The sequence below is a fragment of the Paraburkholderia sp. BL9I2N2 genome, assembly GCF_004339745.1.
GTDB lineage: Bacteria > Pseudomonadota > Gammaproteobacteria > Burkholderiales > Burkholderiaceae > Paraburkholderia.
In genome coordinates this window covers 1,927,560-1,941,969 of sequence record NZ_SMGP01000002.1, presented here as the reverse complement: position 1 = coordinate 1,941,969, position 14,410 = coordinate 1,927,560, and the positions used below count along the sequence as shown (strand labels likewise).

Below are 14,410 nucleotides of genomic sequence, written 5' to 3'. Positions count from 1 at the left end.
GCGGACCTGTTGGCGGTCCACTGCTTGCAGACGCCAGAAGCCGCTGGTCGTCGCGCGCGTCGGCAGGGCGGTCCATGCCGCGGCGCCTTGCGCGGCGCTCACGCGCTGCTTGCGGTCCACGTGCAATCCGCGCAGCGTGCACAACGGCGCATCCGTGCTGGGCGCACAGAGGGTCGTCACACCGTTATCGTCGTGTAACTCGCCCCAGGGGGGCAGATCGATCCCTTGATGCGCTTCTCTCGACCACCGGTGTTCGTCGGTGTCGAGCCATAGCACAGCGTAGTCATGGCTGACGGTGGGATCGGAACCGTTGATGAGGATGGTCAGTCGCATGGCGGGTTCCGTACAAAGTGCGAAGTTGGCTTTACCAGTCTACGCCGCAAAGCGTGTTATGCAAGGCAAAACGTATGACGATCAGGCACGAAAAAACGGACGCCCGATGCGTACGGTTGTACGATAGCCGCGTCCTGTTGACGTTCGCGGAGGCATGCCATGCTGAGTCGATTTCTGCAATGCACGGTGATCGCGGGATGCCTGAGCGCGGTGGCCGCCGTCAGCGCCGCGGCGGACAGCGCACCGTTCGCCGCGCCGGTGCCGATCGTCTATGTAGCCGACTTCGATCTGGACGTGGCGAACGTGACGCCGGACAGCGGACCGGGCCAACGCGCGCGCCGCCTGCGCGGTTTGCTGCCGAGCGGACCGGGACCGATGGGGCAGGACAAAAATCCTCAGGACCACGCCAAACACATCGTGGACGAAATGGCGGACGCGCTGACGGACGATCTGAAGAAGGCTGGTGTCGATGCGCGCCGCAGTGCGCCGGGTCAGCCGTTGCCGGCTGTCGGTTGGCAAGTGCGCGGCGTGTTTCTGAGCGTTGATGATGGCAATCGCCTCAGGCGTGCCATGGTGGGTTTTCGGCGCGGGCCAGAACGACATCCAGGTGGCGGTGTCGTGCGATAGTCTCGGGGCACCTGATTTGCCGCCGCTGTATCAGGCCGTCGACGAAGCCGACAGCAAGGGCATGCCGGGCGCGGTCATCAAACTGAATCCGTACGTGATCGCCGCCAAGTTCGTGATGGCGAGCGGTGACGAGAAGAAGACGATCAAGAAGACGGCGCAGCAGATTTCAGATGCGGTGATCGCCAAGCTGCATGGCGTCGCGCAGTAGTTTGTGCTGAAACGCCGGCGGCGCGGCCGCAGGCGTTTCAACTCTCACGAACTCTCGAACCTTCAAGCCAGATCCAACGGCGCTGTCAAATCGCCCAGCGGCGCGAGCCCATTGCTCGCGAATGCGCGATCGCGCGCCACCACACCGTCGAGCGGCGCGAGGCCGTGCACACGGCGGATCAGTCGAAGAATCGAATTGGTGTCGTACACCGTGTGATCGACGTAACCCTTCTTCGCCAGCGGCGATATCACCAGCGCGGGAATCCGCGAGCCCGGACCCCAGCGATCGCCCTTCGGCGGCGACACGTGGTCCCACCAGCCGCCGTTCTCGTCGACGGTGACGATCACGACCGTGTTCGCCCACTGCGGCCCGCGTTGGATATGCTCGATCACCGTCGCGATGTGGCGGTCGCCCGACTCGACGTCCGCGTAACCCGCGTGCATGTTCAGATCGCCTTGCGGCTTGTAGAACGCGACTGCCGGTAAGCGTCCTGCATCGATATCCGCGATCAGATGGTTGGTCGACGCGTCGTTGCCGAGGCCACCATCGCGGAGATACTTGCGCCGTGCCGCCGTGCCCGGCGCGTAGTTGGTGAAGTAGTTGAACGGCTGGTGGTGATACTGGAAGTCGGGCACCGCGCCCGTATCCTGATGCTCCAACGCGTACTGCCAGGCGCCGCTGTACCACGCCCAGTCGACACCCTTGTCCGTTAGACGGTCGCCGATCGTCGCGTAATTCTGCGGCGGCAGCACGCGCGGATTCGACAGGTCCGCGAAGGCCGGATTGCCGCCTTCGGCCGGCCGCACGTTGCTCGGCTGATACGGCGGCGCCATGGTGTTGACGGCGTAGCCGTCGGCGGTGAACGCGCCGTCGTTGACGAATTTCGGCGGGCCGTCGAGTGCGGAGGCGGGCGACTCTTCCGACTGCTTCAACCGCGTACCGGTCGGATCGTCGCCGTCGACCACCGACACCATCTTCTTCGCCGGGCTGTTCTGGATGTCGGGATAGAACGGCGCTTGCGCCGAGATCAGAAAGATGTGGTTCAGCCACGAGCCGCCGAAGGCGGCCATGAAGAAGTTGTCGCACAGCGTGTACTGCTGCGCGAGATTCCACAGACGCAGCGTGTCGGCGGAATTGCGGTAGTGCCCCATCACCAGGCCGCCGGAATCTCCCCATGCGGCGAACTGGTTGTTGCGGCCGGCATTGATCTGCATCTGGTTCTGATAGAAGCGGTGCACCAGATCGCGTGTGATCACGCCGGTCGGCAGCGGCGCGCCCTGCGCGTCGGCGATATGGAACGGGCGGTTATGCAGGTTGACGATATCCTTCTGGCCGATCATGTAGCGCTTGCCGTCCACTTCCTGGGCTTGCGGCACGAGGCCGCCCCAGATGGCAGGCAAGCGCGGCAGCGGCGTTTTGCCGTCGCGGTCGAGTTGCAGATAGCGCTCGGCGCTCACGGCATCGAGCGGATGCTGGACGCCGGGGAAATTGCCGTACAGGTTCGCGAAGCTGCGGTTCTCCGCGTAGATCACTACGATGTGCTTGACCTGATCGTGAAGCGCGGCGTCGAGCCGCAAGTCGGCGGCGCTGCGCTGCGCGCCAGTGCTCGACATGCTTTGGTCGGTTTTGCAGCCCGTCAGCGCCAGTCCGATACCGACCGCTGCCAGGCCGGTCAGGACTCGGCGGCGGTCGGGGTCGTCGGGGGCGTTATCGGCGTTGTCGGCGTTCGGCGGCAGAGTGGAGTCGTGATCGGTCATCGGTAGGTTCCGAAGTGGCTGTGACGGGCACTAGAGCGCCGCTCGGGGCGGCGTGCGCGCGGCACCGGTTGCGGATTCGAAGCGGCGAAAGAGGCAGACTAAGGCAGCCGGCGCTTCACGCGCCAACTGTTATGCGTGGCGTCGACGGCAAGCAGGAGCCAATGCCGCGTATCGACTGGGTGACGCTTTTGCGTGGCATAGCGATCGACCATCAATTCGAGTTCGTCGAGCGCTCGGCGGTGGCACGTGGCGTTGGCGCCCGAACCATCCGCGAATTCGACGACGGCGGCTGCCCCCCGGGCCGGCTCGGGCAAGTGCGCGATGCGCACCGCGCAGCCCGGATAAAGGTGCGAGTCGGCAACCTGAATCTGAATGGAATCGGACATGAGCATGGCCTCCGGACGCCTGGGCGGAGCGAATGCGCGGCAGCGAGACCTCGCGCAATGGACCGCTTCAAAGCATAGCACCGCACGAAATGGTGGCGGTGCGGCAAATGGCATGGTTAACCACGACCCGGCCCACGACCCGGCGCACGACCCGGCATAGCGCGCGCGTGTCGCGTTGGTTGACGATCGCACGGCTTGCGGCCACGGCGTCGTGCAAGAAATAGCGAAGGCGGTGAGGGCGGCGCGCGCCACGCGCTATCATGCTGATCTGACCTTGATGAACAGCAGAAACGGCAGCCAAGATGGCAAAAGAAGAGCAGACAGGAGTGGGACGCAAGCACGCAAAGCCACGCGGTGCGGCCGCCTCGATTTCGCAGGACGCGTTGCCGCCGCGCCAGGTGAACGACGCCGAGTCCCCGGATTCCACCGACGAAGAGAGCGCCGGCGGATCGACTTATCTCGTGCCGGGCCTCGAGCGCGGCCTGCGCATTCTGGCGGAATTCAGCGCGCGTGAGCCGGTGCTCGGCGCGCCCGAATTGTCGAAGCGCATTGGCATTCCGCGCACCACCACGTTCCGTTTATTGCAGACGCTCGAAGCGCTCGGTTTTCTCGAGCGCGTCAACGGCGACCGCTATTTCCGCCTGAGCGTCGCGGTGTTGAGGCTTGGTTTCGAATATCTGAGTTCGCTCGAATTGACCGATGTCGGCACGCCGATTCTCGAACGCCTGCGCGACGCCACGGGTCTGAGCACGCATCTGCTGATCCGCGATCAGCGCGACGTGGTGTTCGTTGCCAAGGCGCAAACCCATGCGCCGATGTTCAGTTCGGTGAAGGTGCATGTCGGCACGCGTTTGCCGGCGCATGCGACGGTGCACGGCCAGGTATTGATGGGCGATCTGAGCTTTGAGGAGTTGCGTCAGTTGTATCCGGAGCCGCAACTGGAACGTTTCACCGAGCGCACGCCGGCCACCGTCGAAGAACTGTACGAAAGAGTGCGCGAGAGCGCGGCGCTCGGTTATGCGGTGAGCGAAGCGTCATTCGAGCGAGGTATTTCGGTGGTGAGCGCGCCGGTGCGCGAGCAGAGCGGCAAGATCGCAGCGGCGTTGACCGTGACGATTCCGCGTTCGGATATCGGCGAAGCCGAAGAGCGCGAGCCGCTCATCATCGCGGTTTGCCAGGCGGCGCTCGAACTGTCCGAGCGACTCAGCTACCGGCCGCGCCCGGATGATCCGACCGCGGTTCAGGCTCGCCGCAAGTCGGTGGCGGCCGGTTGATTCCGCCTCTACTTCCGCATTCACTTCAGCGCTAGTCCGGCTGCGATTGCGGCCGGACTGCATGCTCCGCATCGCGGTTTCAGCAGAACCTCAGAACGAGTGATGGATGCCGGTCAGAATGATCGTCTGGTTCCGTCCACTCGACACACCCGCCGTAAAGAACGCCGCATCCGTATTCGAGCCGGCGCGCTCGTACAGCGCATTCACATACAACTGCGTCGATTTCGACAGCGAATAGATATCGCCGATCTCGAACTGCGTCCAGCGATGCCCCGCCAATGTCGTCGTGGCAGCGCCGCCGGCCACGCTGTTGAAGGGCGTGAACTGATAATTCGCGCCGACGTCGTAGCTCTGATACGTGTCCGAGTGTCCGCCCGACTCCAGCTTCACGCGCGTGTACAGACCGTGCACCAGCAGCTTGCCGAACTGGTATGACGCGCCCGCGCCCATATTTTCGACCTTGTCCGCGGTGTAGTTGGCCGCAGGCACGCCCTGGAAGTTGGTGATGCCCGTCGTGACGATCGACGGTGTGCGATTGTGCTCGTTCGCATACGTCGCGCCGGCCTTGAACGGACCGTTCGCATAGCTAAGCGCGAAGCTCAAGGTCTTGCCGGTCGAGAAGTTGGTCGTGTTGCCGAGACCCATCATCGCGCCAACCTGGAAGCCGCTGAAACTCGCCGAGCGGAATTTCACCGAATTGTCGAACGGCACCACGCCCGTGTCGGCGAGTTCGTCGATATTGCCCGGGTGGAACGCGTACCAGCTGGCCGCCAGATAAGCCGTGCTCAGCGGACCCAACACGTCGAAGCTGAACGGCGTCTGATGACCGAGCGTCACCGTGCCGATCGTGTCCGAACTCAGGCCGACAAACGCCTGGCGATTGAACAGCACGCCGGGTTTAGCGAACGCGCCGGTGTTCGTATAGAAGCCGTTTTCCAACTGGAAGACTGCTTTCAGGCCGCCGCCCAGATCTTCCACGCCCTTCAGGCCCCAGCGGTCAGGCTGCATGTTGCCCTGTTCTTCCATCCACTTCGAATGGCCGCCTACATTGCTGATATACGCGACACCGGCATCCAGGCTGCCGTATAGCGTCACACTGCTCTGCGCCCATGCGCCTGTCGTTGCGCAGATTGCCGTCAAGCCGGCCGCAATGATGTGCTTCACCGTTGGTTCTCCTGATCACACGACGGATAGCTCTCGCCGGATTCGTCGTCCCTGATCCTTGCTTTGGGTTGAATGCAGCTCTGGGGTTTATGCGCCAAAACTGCTACGCTTTATGTTCCACCTATGGGCGTTTGTATCGCCTATGGAAAATTATAGTGAGTCTGAGAGTAGTCAAAATAAATTTTCGGACCCCGTACAAACCCGCATAAGGGTGGCCGGGTTCATCGGAAGATTTGGCTCAAACCCAAGCCCTGCACTGCTCGGCGAGTGTCGTAGCCATTCGCGCCACCTCACGCGATGCTGTGTTAAGAGCGCCACACTCGGTGTTTTCCCCTACCAGTCCAGATTTTTATTTTCTCTGGCCGAAGCCGCTCCTATAATTATCCATACACGAACTGATGTTCCTTGTATGGAACATAAGGCTTCAGGAGAAGGCGAGAAATGACTGAACAATGGCGCTGCGCCGGCCATGCCGGCGACCTGTCCGATGACGCGCCGCTCGAGTTCAAGCTCGACGGCACGGAGATCGGCATCTACAAGGTGGGCGATGCGCTGTACGCGCTGGAAAACGTCTGCCCCCATGCGTACGCGTTGCTGACGCAGGGCTTTGTCGACGGCGACACCGTCGAGTGCCCGCTGCACGAGGCCGTGTTCCATATCCCGACCGGCAAATGCTTGAAAGAGCCCGGTGGCCGCGACCTGAAGATGTACTCGGTGCGCCTCGCCGGCGAAGAAATCCAGATCAAGGTGGAATGACATGCGAGAGCAAATCGTGAACTTCAATCCCTTCCTGAAGCCGTGGCTCGCGCCGCAGCCGAACAACGTCGCCGGCAAGGGGGTGATCGAAAAGCCGGGCGAGACCGAGAACTTCATCTGGCAAACGCGCAAGGCCGAGCCGACCCAGTACGAAAACGACTTTGGCGATGCGCTCGAGAAAGTGTTCGAAGCGGGCGCGGTGGAGTTGCAGGAAGTGGTCGACGGTTTGAACCGCGTCGGCTTCCGCACCCCGGAAGGCAGCACGTGGCACGCCGACCGCCTCGCCGCTGAATTCCGCCTGCTCGCCGAATAAGCGCGCTTTCCCGAACACGTTCATCGCATCCGTATCCGGAGTCTCTTCATGACGTCCCCCAATACAACTCAAGGCGCGGCTGACCCGATCCAGTCGTATCTGGACAAAGGCCTGCGTAACTACTGGTATCCCGTTGCGCCGAGCTGGCAAGTCGGCGACGCGCCAGTCGGCATCACGCGCCTCGGCGACCAGATCGTGCTGTGGCGCGACAAGGAAGGCAAAGTCCACGCGCTCGAAGACCGCTGCCCGCACCGCGGCGCGCGTCTGTCGCTCGGCTGGAACCTCGGCGGCAGTGTCGCGTGCTGGTATCACGGCATTGAAATCGATGGCAGCGGCGAAGTCACCAAAGTGCCGGCCGTGTCGAACTGCCCGCTGGAAGGCCAGAAATGCGTCAAGTCATATCCGGTCGAAGAGCATGCCGGCGCGATCTTTCTGTGGTTCGGCGACGAAGCGCACAAGGAACCGACGCCGCTGGTGTTGCCGGAAGAGCTGGTTGGCGAGGAATACGCGAGCTTCCTGTGCATGTCGAACTGGAAGTGCAATTACCAGTACGCGATCGACAACGTGATGGACCCGATGCACGGCGCGTATCTGCACGCGACCTCGCACTCGATGGCCGAAGGCGACAAGCAGGCCGACATGCGCGTGCGCAAGACCGAAACCGGACTAATGTTCGAAAAGGTCGGCCAGCGCGACGTGAACTTCGACTGGGTGGAACTCGGCGAAACCGGCACGCTGTGGATGCGCCTCGCGATTCCCTACAAGAAGAAGTTCGGCCCGGGCGGCAACTTCGGGATCATCGGCTTTGCGACGCCGGTCGACGGCGACAACTGTCAGGTCTACTTCTGGCGCACCCGCAAGGTGTCGGGCTGGCAACGCGACGCATGGCGTTTCCTGTACCGCAATCGCCTGGAAGGTCTGCATTGGGCCGTGCTGGAGCAAGACCGCTACGTGCTGGAAAGCATGGCGCCGAACGCGCGCAATCACGAGTTCCTGTATCAGCACGACGTCGGCATGACGCGGGTGCGCCGCATGTTGCGTCAGCGTGCACAGCAGGACTTCGCCGCGCTGGAAGCACATCGCGCTGAAGCCGCGAAGTCAGGCGCCGCGCAAACGGCGGATGCAGGCCACAGCCATGCATAACGACGCGTCCGCAGCGCTCAACGGCCGGCGCGTCCTCGTGACGGGCGGCGCGCGTGGTCTCGGCGCGGCCTTCGTCCGCTCGCTGGTGCAGGCCGGCGCGCGCGTGGTGTTCGGCGACGTGCTGCACGCAGAAGGCAAGGCGCTCGCCGCATCGCTCGTCGAACAAGGTCATGCGGTCACTTACGTACCGCTCGATCTCGCCGATCCCGCGAGCATCAAGCAATTCGCGGAGCAAGGCGCGGCGCAGCTCGGCGGTCTCGACGCCCTGATCAACAACGCGGCGATCACCAACTCAGGCGGCAAGTTTGCCGACGAGTTGTCTGTCGATACGTGGGACGCCGTGATGAACGTCAACGTGCGCGGCACCTGGCTGATGAGCACCGCCGCGCTGCCGTATCTGCGCGACTCGGGCCGCGGCAGCATCGTCAACATCGCCTCGGACACGGCGATGTGGGGTGCGCCGAAGCTGCTCGCTTATGTCGCCAGCAAGGGCGCGGTGATTTCGATGACCCGCTCGCTGGCGCGTGAATTCGGCGCGCATCAGGTGACGGTCAACGCGATCGCGCCGGGGCTGACCGAAGTCGAGGCGACCGCGTACGTGCCCGCCGAGCGTCACGAGTATTACTTGCAAGGCCGCGCGCTCACGCGCGCACAAGTGCCCGACGACGTCACTGGGCCGGTGCTGTTCCTGTTATCCGATGCCGCTCGTTTCGTGACCGGCCAATTGCTGCCGGTCAACGGCGGCTTCGTGATGAATTGATCTTGTCGAATCGAAAGGAGAAAGAGATGGCGGACGCCGATATCGAACGCAAATCGTGGGACCAACCCGCGGACGCGAGCTTTGCCCAATGGCTGGACACTCGCGTCGCGCGCCTGGAAACGCGTCGCTATGACTGGGACGCGTTGAAGTTCCAGGCCGACTACGACCCGAAGTATCGCCGTGCGCAAATGCGTTATGTCGGCACTGGCGGCACGGGCGTCGCGAAAGACATGAACACGGTGCCCGCAGGCGGCTTCACGTTCTCGACGATGGTGATCCCGGCCGGCAACATCGGCCCGAGTCATATTCATATGGATGTCGAAGAAATCTTCTTCGTGCTGCGCGGCAAGATGAAAGTGATCTGCGAGAGAGACGGCGAAACGTGGGAAGCGGTCCTCGGCGAGCGTGATCTGATCTCGGTGCCGCCGGGCGTGTATCGCACGGAAATCAACGTCGGAGAAGAAGACGCGTTGATGTGCGTGATGCTCGGTTCGCCGAAACCCATTACGCCGACGTATCCGCCGGATTCGCCGCTGGCCAAGCTCAAGCGCTAAGCCGTCGTACCGGTTTCAAAACACCCGCGAAGGAAATCATGTCCGCAGTCCCGTCCTCTATCACCGATAGCGCCGATCAGCACGCCACGCTCGAAGCCCGCCTCGCGCGCTTTCCGGCGCAGCAGATCTGGCTGGCCTCGCAACGCGCGGTGAGCTATCGCGAAGTGGATAGCGCCGACAACAGCGCGCTGCCGCTCGTGTTGCTGCACGGTATCGGTTCGGGCGCGGCTTCGTGGGTGCAGCAGTTCGAAGGACTCGGCGCGACGCGCCGCGTGCTGGCGTGGGATGCGCCGGGTTATGGCGCATCCACGCCGGTCGCGGCTGAATCGCCGGTGGCGAGTGATTACGCAGGCATATTGAACGAGTGGCTCGACGCTCTCGGCATCGAACGGTGCGTGCTGCTTGGCCATTCGCTCGGCGCGATTATTGCCGGCGCGTTTGCCGTGACGCATCCGCAGCGTGTGGCTGGTTTGCTGCTGTTGTCGCCGGCGGGTGGCTATGGCGCGGCGTCGGCTGAAGTACGCAATACGAAGCGCGATCAGCGTCTTGCGATGCTGAATGAACTCGGTCCGCAAGGCCTCGCCGAAAAACGCAGCGCCAATATGTTGTCCGCTCACGCAAGCGGCGAAGCGCGCGCATGGGTGCGCTGGAACATGTCGCGCGTGATCCCGCATGGCTATGCGCAGGCCACGCATCTGCTCGCCAACGCCGATCTCGCCGGCGACCTCGCGCGCTACACAGGCCGCATCAACGTGGCCGTCGGCGCCGACGACACCATTACGACGCCCGAGGCCTGCGAGCGACTCGCATTGGCCGCGGGCACCCAATTGCAGGTCGTGCCGCGCGCGGGGCACGCCGGCTATATCGAAGCACCCGCCGCGTACACCGCGATCATCGACACGTTCTGTCGCTCGAGCGACGGACAACGGAGCCAATGAATGACGCCCGACACGCCCGACACAATTAACGCCGAGCGCGACGCGGACGAAGTCCGCAATGACCCCGGCAACGACACCAGCGGCGACACCGCCTACCGGGTGCCGGGTCTCGAACGCGGTCTGAAGATTCTGACGGAGTTCTCGCCGCGCGAACCGGTTCTCGGCGCACCGGAATTATCCAAGCGCCTGAAGATTCCTCGCACGACGGTGTTCCGTCTGCTGCAAACCCTCGAATCGCTCGGCTTTCTCGAGCGTGCCGACAAGGACCGCAACTATCGCCTCGGCGTCGCGGTGCTGCGGCTCGGTTTCGAGTATCTGAGCTCGCTCGAATTGACCGACCTCGGTCTGCCGATTATCGAGGCGCTGCGTACGGAAACGGGCCTCACGAGTCACATCGTGATTCGCGATGGACGCGACGTCGTGTTCGTCGCCAAGGCACAAAGCCATGCGCCGATTTTCAGCTCGGTGAAGGTCAACGTGGGCACGCGTCTGCCGGCCTATGCCACGACGCATGGCCAGGTGCTGATGGGCGACATGACGCTCGACGAGTTGAAGAAGCTTTATCCCGAGCCGGAACTCGAACGCTACACGAAGCAGACGCCGGTCACCGTAGACGATCTGTACGAACGGATTCGCGACGATGCGAAGCGCGGATTCGCGATCAGCGAGTCGTCGTTCGAGCGCGGCATTTCGGTGGTGAGCGCGCCGGTGCGCAACGACACGGGCCGCATCGTCGCCGTGATCACGACGACGATTCCGCGCCACGAGATCGACGCGTCGCTGCTCGACAGCGGCCTGATCGACAAGGTCCGCCGCGCGGCCGACGAACTTTCGCAGCGGCTCAACTATCGGCCGAAGGGTGGCCCGAAGGCGGGCAGCAATTACATGAAGGCATTGGGACTCTGATGATCCAAATCGACTTGACCGGACAGGTAGCGGTGGTGACGGGCGGTTCGTCCGGCATCGGCCTCGCGACCGCCGAAATGTTTCTGCGGGCGGGTGCCTCGGTCGCGATTTGCGGCCGCGACACCGAACGTCTCGCGCAAGCGGAAGCCGCGCTGAACGCGCAGTTTCCGAACGCGCAGTTGCTTGCCCGCCGCTGCGACGTACTCGACGCCGACGACGTGAAGGCTTTCGCAGAAGCGGTGCAGACGCGCTTCGGCCGCACCGACATGCTGGTGAACAACGCTGGCCAGGGCCGCGTGTCGACTTTCGCCGACACCACCGACGACGCCTGGCGCGAAGAACTCGACCTGAAGTACTTCAGCGTGATTCGCCCGACCCGCGCATTTCTGCCGATGCTGCGCGACGCGGCTGGGGTGAGCGGAAGCGCTTCAGTGGTCTGCGTCAACTCGCTGCTGGCGTTGCAACCCGAGGCGCACATGGTGGCAACTTCTTCGGCGCGCGCCGGCGTGCAGAACCTGCTCAAGTCGCTCGCGGTGGAGCTCGCGCCGCAGCGCATCCGCGTCAATTCGATTCTGATCGGCATCGTCGAATCGGGTCAATGGCGCCGCCGTTACGCAAAAGAAGCGCAGCCGGGCCAGAGCTGGGAAGACTGGACGGCCGAGCTGGCGCGCAAGAAAAACATTCCGCTAGGCCGCTTCGGTCGCCCCGAAGAAGCCGCTCAAGCGCTCTTTTATCTGGCTACGACGCTGTCGTCCTATACGACGGGCAGTCATATCGATGTTTCTGGAGGCGTTGCACGACATGTCTAACAAAACCACCGTTGGCGAACTCATCGCCGCCTTTCTCGAGCAATGCGGCGTTCAAACCGCATTCGGCGTGATCTCGATCCACAACATGCCGATCCTCGACGCGATCCATAACCGCGGCAAGATCCGCTATGTCGGCGCGCGCGGCGAAGCCGGCGCGGTGAATATGGCCGATGGCCTCGCGCGCGTCTCCGGCGGCCTCGGCGTCGCCTTTACCAGCACGGGCACCGCGGCGGGCAACGCAGCGGGTGCGATGGTCGAAGCATTGACCGCCGGCACCGCGCTGCTGCACGTCACCGGCCAGATCGAAACCGAATACCTCGATCAGGACCTCGCGTATATCCACGAAGCACCGGACCAACTGTCGATGCTGTCGTCGATCTCGAAGGCCGCGTTTCGCGTGCGTTCCGTTGAAACCGCGCTGCCGACTATCCGCGAAGCCGTGCGTGTCGCGCAAACCGCGCCGAGCGGTCCGGTGAGCGTCGAGATTCCGATCGACATTCAGGCCGCCGAAGTCGAATGGCCCGCCGATCTGGCCGCGCCGCACATCACGACGCTCACGCATTGCAAGCAGCGCGTCGCGCAACTCGCCGATTCATTGGCGACGGCCAAGCGCCCGTTGCTCTGGCTGGGCGGCGGCACGCGTCACGCGACCCAGGCGGTCGGGCGCCTGGTGGCGCTGGGCTTCGGCGTCGTCACCAGCGTGCAAGGCCGTGGCGTGCTGCCGGAAGATCATCCGGCCACGCTCGGCGCGTTCAATGTGCACACGGCCGTCGAGAGCTTCTACAAGACGTGCGACGCGCTGGTGGTGGTCGGTTCGCGCCTGCGTGGCAATGAAACGCTGAAGTACAAGCTCGCGTTGCCGCAACCGTTGTATCGCATCGACGCCGACGCGCTCGCCGATAACCGTGGCTATCGCAACGAGATGTTCATTCACGGCGATGCATCGTCCGTGCTCGAAGAACTTGCAACGCTGCTCGAAGGACGTCTGAAGGTCGACCCGACTTTCGCGCAGGATCTGGCCGCCGCGCGCGAAAGCGCCGTCGCCGATGTGGGCAAGGGCCTCGGCCCGTACAAGCGTCTCGTCGACGCGCTGCAGTCGGCGGTGGGCCGCGACTACAACTGGGTGCGCGACGTCACGATCTCGAACAGCACGTGGGGCAACCGCATGCTGAAGATTTTCTCGCCGCGTGCGGGTGTTCACGCGCTCGGCGGCGGCATCGGCCAAGGCATGCAGATGGGCATCGGCGCGGCGCTCGCGGGTAGCGCGGCGAAGACCGTGTGCCTCGTCGGCGACGGCGGTTTGATGGTCAACGTCGGCGAACTCGCGACGGCTGTGCAGGAAAACGCCAACGTGATGATCGTGTTGATGAACGACCAGTGCTACGGCGTGATCCGCAACATTCAGGATGCGCAATACGGTGGCCGCCGCTGCTACGTCGATCTGCATCAGCCGGATTTCGCGCAGTTCTGCGAAAGCCTGAAGCTCACGCACTACCGCATCAAATCGCTCGACCAGGCCGACGCGATCATTCGCGAAGGTATGGCGAAGACGGGTCCGGTGCTGGTCGAAGTGGACATGCTGTCGGTCGGCTCGTTCGCCACCGCGTTCGCGGGGCCGCCGGTCAAGGAACAGGAGCCGGAACATGCGTGACACGGGCTACGCGGGGCATCACGCACCCGTCGACGTCGCGATGATCGGCTTCGGCGCGATCGGCCAGGCGGTGTATCGCTCGGTCGCCGCCGATCCGACGGTGCGCGTGTCGCACGTGATCGTGCCGGAGCGCCACATGGCTTCGGTGCGTGAAGTAGTGGGCGACTCGGTGGATGTCGTGGCCTCCGTGTCCGCGTTGAGCAGCCAGCCGCATTTCGCGCTGGAATGCGCGGGACATAGCGCGCTGGTCGATCACGTGGTGCCGTTGCTGAAGGCCGGCACGGACTGCGCGGTCGCATCCATCGGCGCGCTGTCCGACATGCTGCTGCTCGACGCGCTCTCCGCGGCCGCCGATGAAGGCGACGCCACGTTGACGCTGCTCTCCGGCGCGATTGGCGGCGTGGATGCGCTGGCCGCGGCCAAGCTCGGCGGTCTCGACGAAGTGCTGTACACCGGCCGCAAGCCGCCCACGGGTTGGCTCGGCACGCCGGCGGAACAGCTCTGCGATCTGCACACGCTGAATGAAGAGAAGGTGATCTTCGAAGGCAGCGCGCGCGAAGCGGCCCGGCTCTATCCGAAGAACGCCAACGTGGCCGCGACGATCGCGCTGGCCGGCCTCGGTCTGGACCACACCACGGTTCGGCTGATCGCCGATCCGAACGTGACGCGCAACGTGCACCGCATCGTGGCACGCGGCGCATTCGGCGAGATGTCGCTGGAAATGTGCGGCAAGCCGCTGCCGGATAACCCCAAGACGTCCGCACTGACCGCGTACAGCGCGATGCGTGCGCTACGCAATCGCGCGGCGCGCTGCGTGATTTAAGCCCCAGT

General features: G+C 63.8%; 17 protein-coding genes. 13 read left to right on the top strand and 4 right to left on the bottom strand.

Annotation, left to right across the window (positions count from 1 at the left end; genetic code table 11):
* Window positions 1-333: DUF3564 family protein (locus B0G74_RS30750; protein ID WP_132379273.1), on the bottom strand; the 333-nt coding region annotated here is incomplete at its 3' end.
* A gap of 159 nt (window positions 334-492) precedes the next feature.
* Between B0G74_RS30750 and B0G74_RS30745 the strand changes: the two genes are divergently transcribed.
* Both B0G74_RS30745 and B0G74_RS46850 read left to right on the top strand, forming a co-directional pair.
* Entirely contained in the window at window positions 493-960 is a 468-nt protein-coding gene (locus B0G74_RS30745) for a DUF4410 domain-containing protein (RefSeq protein WP_243658356.1), read from the top strand.
* Window positions 941-1,168: a hypothetical protein gene (locus tag B0G74_RS46850; RefSeq protein ID WP_243658355.1), complete on the top strand. Its 228-nt coding sequence runs from the start codon at window positions 941-943 to the stop codon at window positions 1,166-1,168. Before B0G74_RS30745 ends, B0G74_RS46850 begins: the two co-directional genes overlap by 20 nt.
* A 62-nt stretch (window positions 1,169-1,230) precedes the next feature.
* Here B0G74_RS46850 and B0G74_RS30740 read toward each other — a convergent pair whose 3' ends face one another.
* Window positions 1,231-2,925, bottom strand: a complete 1,695-nt coding sequence (locus tag B0G74_RS30740; RefSeq protein WP_132379271.1) for an acid phosphatase — start codon at window positions 2,923-2,925, stop codon at window positions 1,231-1,233.
* A gap of 98 nt (window positions 2,926-3,023) precedes the next feature.
* Window positions 3,024-3,311 (bottom strand): hypothetical protein, encoded by a 288-nt coding sequence (locus B0G74_RS30735; RefSeq protein WP_132379269.1) that lies wholly within the window; start codon window positions 3,309-3,311, stop codon window positions 3,024-3,026.
* A 302-nt stretch (window positions 3,312-3,613) separates the two neighbouring features.
* Here B0G74_RS30735 and B0G74_RS30730 point away from each other — a divergent pair, with 302 nt between their 5' ends.
* On the top strand, window positions 3,614-4,585 hold the full coding sequence (locus tag B0G74_RS30730) for an IclR family transcriptional regulator (protein ID WP_132379267.1): 972 nt from the start codon (window positions 3,614-3,616) through the stop codon (window positions 4,583-4,585).
* A 90-nt stretch (window positions 4,586-4,675) separates the two neighbouring features.
* Here B0G74_RS30730 and B0G74_RS30725 read toward each other — a convergent pair whose 3' ends face one another.
* Entirely contained in the window at window positions 4,676-5,749 is a 1,074-nt protein-coding gene (locus B0G74_RS30725) for a porin (protein ID WP_132379265.1), read from the bottom strand.
* A gap of 441 nt (window positions 5,750-6,190) precedes the next feature.
* On the opposite strand from B0G74_RS30725, the gene B0G74_RS30720 reads away from it, so the two are divergent.
* From B0G74_RS30720 to B0G74_RS30675, 10 genes are read left to right on the top strand one after another with little or no spacing between them, the layout of a single operon-like run.
* Entirely contained in the window at window positions 6,191-6,505 is a 315-nt protein-coding gene (locus B0G74_RS30720) for a non-heme iron oxygenase ferredoxin subunit (protein WP_074289216.1), read from the top strand.
* A gap of 1 nt (window position 6,506) precedes the next feature.
* Window positions 6,507-6,818: a recombinase-like helix-turn-helix domain-containing protein gene (locus B0G74_RS30715; RefSeq protein WP_132379263.1), complete on the top strand. Its 312-nt coding sequence runs from the start codon at window positions 6,507-6,509 to the stop codon at window positions 6,816-6,818.
* A 48-nt stretch (window positions 6,819-6,866) separates the two neighbouring features.
* Entirely contained in the window at window positions 6,867-7,961 is a 1,095-nt protein-coding gene (locus B0G74_RS30710) for an aromatic ring-hydroxylating dioxygenase subunit alpha (protein WP_132379261.1), read from the top strand.
* Window positions 7,954-8,721 (top strand): SDR family oxidoreductase, encoded by a 768-nt coding sequence (locus B0G74_RS30705; protein WP_132379259.1) that lies wholly within the window; start codon window positions 7,954-7,956, stop codon window positions 8,719-8,721. Before B0G74_RS30710 ends, B0G74_RS30705 begins: the two co-directional genes overlap by 8 nt.
* Before the next feature lie 26 nt (window positions 8,722-8,747).
* On the top strand, window positions 8,748-9,275 hold the full coding sequence (locus tag B0G74_RS30700; RefSeq protein ID WP_132379257.1) for a cupin domain-containing protein: 528 nt from the start codon (window positions 8,748-8,750) through the stop codon (window positions 9,273-9,275).
* A gap of 38 nt (window positions 9,276-9,313) precedes the next feature.
* The gene (locus tag B0G74_RS30695) at window positions 9,314-10,213 is read left to right on the top strand and encodes an alpha/beta fold hydrolase (protein WP_132379255.1); all 900 of its coding nucleotides are present in this window, start codon (window positions 9,314-9,316) and stop codon (window positions 10,211-10,213) included.
* Window positions 10,214-11,119 carry an IclR family transcriptional regulator gene (locus B0G74_RS30690; RefSeq protein WP_243658354.1) on the top strand — a complete coding sequence of 302 codons (906 nt, stop codon included), beginning with the start codon at window positions 10,214-10,216 and terminating at the stop codon, window positions 11,117-11,119.
* Window positions 11,119-11,928 (top strand): SDR family oxidoreductase, encoded by an 810-nt coding sequence (locus B0G74_RS30685; protein WP_132379253.1) that lies wholly within the window; start codon window positions 11,119-11,121, stop codon window positions 11,926-11,928. The genes B0G74_RS30690 and B0G74_RS30685 overlap by 1 nt, the downstream gene beginning before the upstream one ends.
* A complete protein-coding gene (locus B0G74_RS30680; RefSeq protein ID WP_132379251.1) occupies window positions 11,921-13,579 on the top strand; it encodes a thiamine pyrophosphate-binding protein in 1,659 nt (552 codons plus the stop codon). Before B0G74_RS30685 ends, B0G74_RS30680 begins: the two co-directional genes overlap by 8 nt.
* Window positions 13,572-14,402 (top strand): aspartate dehydrogenase, encoded by an 831-nt coding sequence (locus B0G74_RS30675; protein ID WP_132379249.1) that lies wholly within the window; start codon window positions 13,572-13,574, stop codon window positions 14,400-14,402. The genes B0G74_RS30680 and B0G74_RS30675 overlap by 8 nt, the downstream gene beginning before the upstream one ends.
* Window positions 14,403-14,410: the final 8 nt, after the last annotated feature.

Excerpts from the sequence above, each read along its gene's own strand:
- B0G74_RS30730 (WP_132379267.1), top strand. The coding sequence starts at position 3,614 with ATGGCAAAAGAAGAGCAGACAGGAGTGGGACGCAAGCACGCAAAGCCA.
- B0G74_RS30690 (WP_243658354.1), top strand. The coding sequence starts at position 10,214 with ATGACGCCCGACACGCCCGACACAATTAACGCCGAGCGCGACGCGGAC.
- B0G74_RS30700 (WP_132379257.1), top strand. The coding sequence starts at position 8,748 with ATGGCGGACGCCGATATCGAACGCAAATCGTGGGACCAACCCGCGGAC.
- B0G74_RS30685 (WP_132379253.1), top strand. The coding sequence starts at position 11,119 with ATGATCCAAATCGACTTGACCGGACAGGTAGCGGTGGTGACGGGCGGT.
- B0G74_RS30740 (WP_132379271.1), bottom strand. The coding sequence starts at position 2,925 with ATGACCGATCACGACTCCACTCTGCCGCCGAACGCCGACAACGCCGAT.
- B0G74_RS30735 (WP_132379269.1), bottom strand. The coding sequence starts at position 3,311 with ATGTCCGATTCCATTCAGATTCAGGTTGCCGACTCGCACCTTTATCCG.
- B0G74_RS30715 (WP_132379263.1), top strand. The coding sequence starts at position 6,507 with ATGCGAGAGCAAATCGTGAACTTCAATCCCTTCCTGAAGCCGTGGCTC.
- B0G74_RS30695 (WP_132379255.1), top strand. The coding sequence starts at position 9,314 with ATGTCCGCAGTCCCGTCCTCTATCACCGATAGCGCCGATCAGCACGCC.
- B0G74_RS30705 (WP_132379259.1), top strand. The coding sequence starts at position 7,954 with ATGCATAACGACGCGTCCGCAGCGCTCAACGGCCGGCGCGTCCTCGTG.
- B0G74_RS30720 (WP_074289216.1), top strand. The coding sequence starts at position 6,191 with ATGACTGAACAATGGCGCTGCGCCGGCCATGCCGGCGACCTGTCCGAT.
- B0G74_RS30710 (WP_132379261.1), top strand. The coding sequence starts at position 6,867 with ATGACGTCCCCCAATACAACTCAAGGCGCGGCTGACCCGATCCAGTCG.
- B0G74_RS30675 (WP_132379249.1), top strand. The coding sequence starts at position 13,572 with ATGCGTGACACGGGCTACGCGGGGCATCACGCACCCGTCGACGTCGCG.
- B0G74_RS30680 (WP_132379251.1), top strand. The coding sequence starts at position 11,921 with ATGTCTAACAAAACCACCGTTGGCGAACTCATCGCCGCCTTTCTCGAG.
- B0G74_RS30745 (WP_243658356.1), top strand. The coding sequence starts at position 493 with ATGCTGAGTCGATTTCTGCAATGCACGGTGATCGCGGGATGCCTGAGC.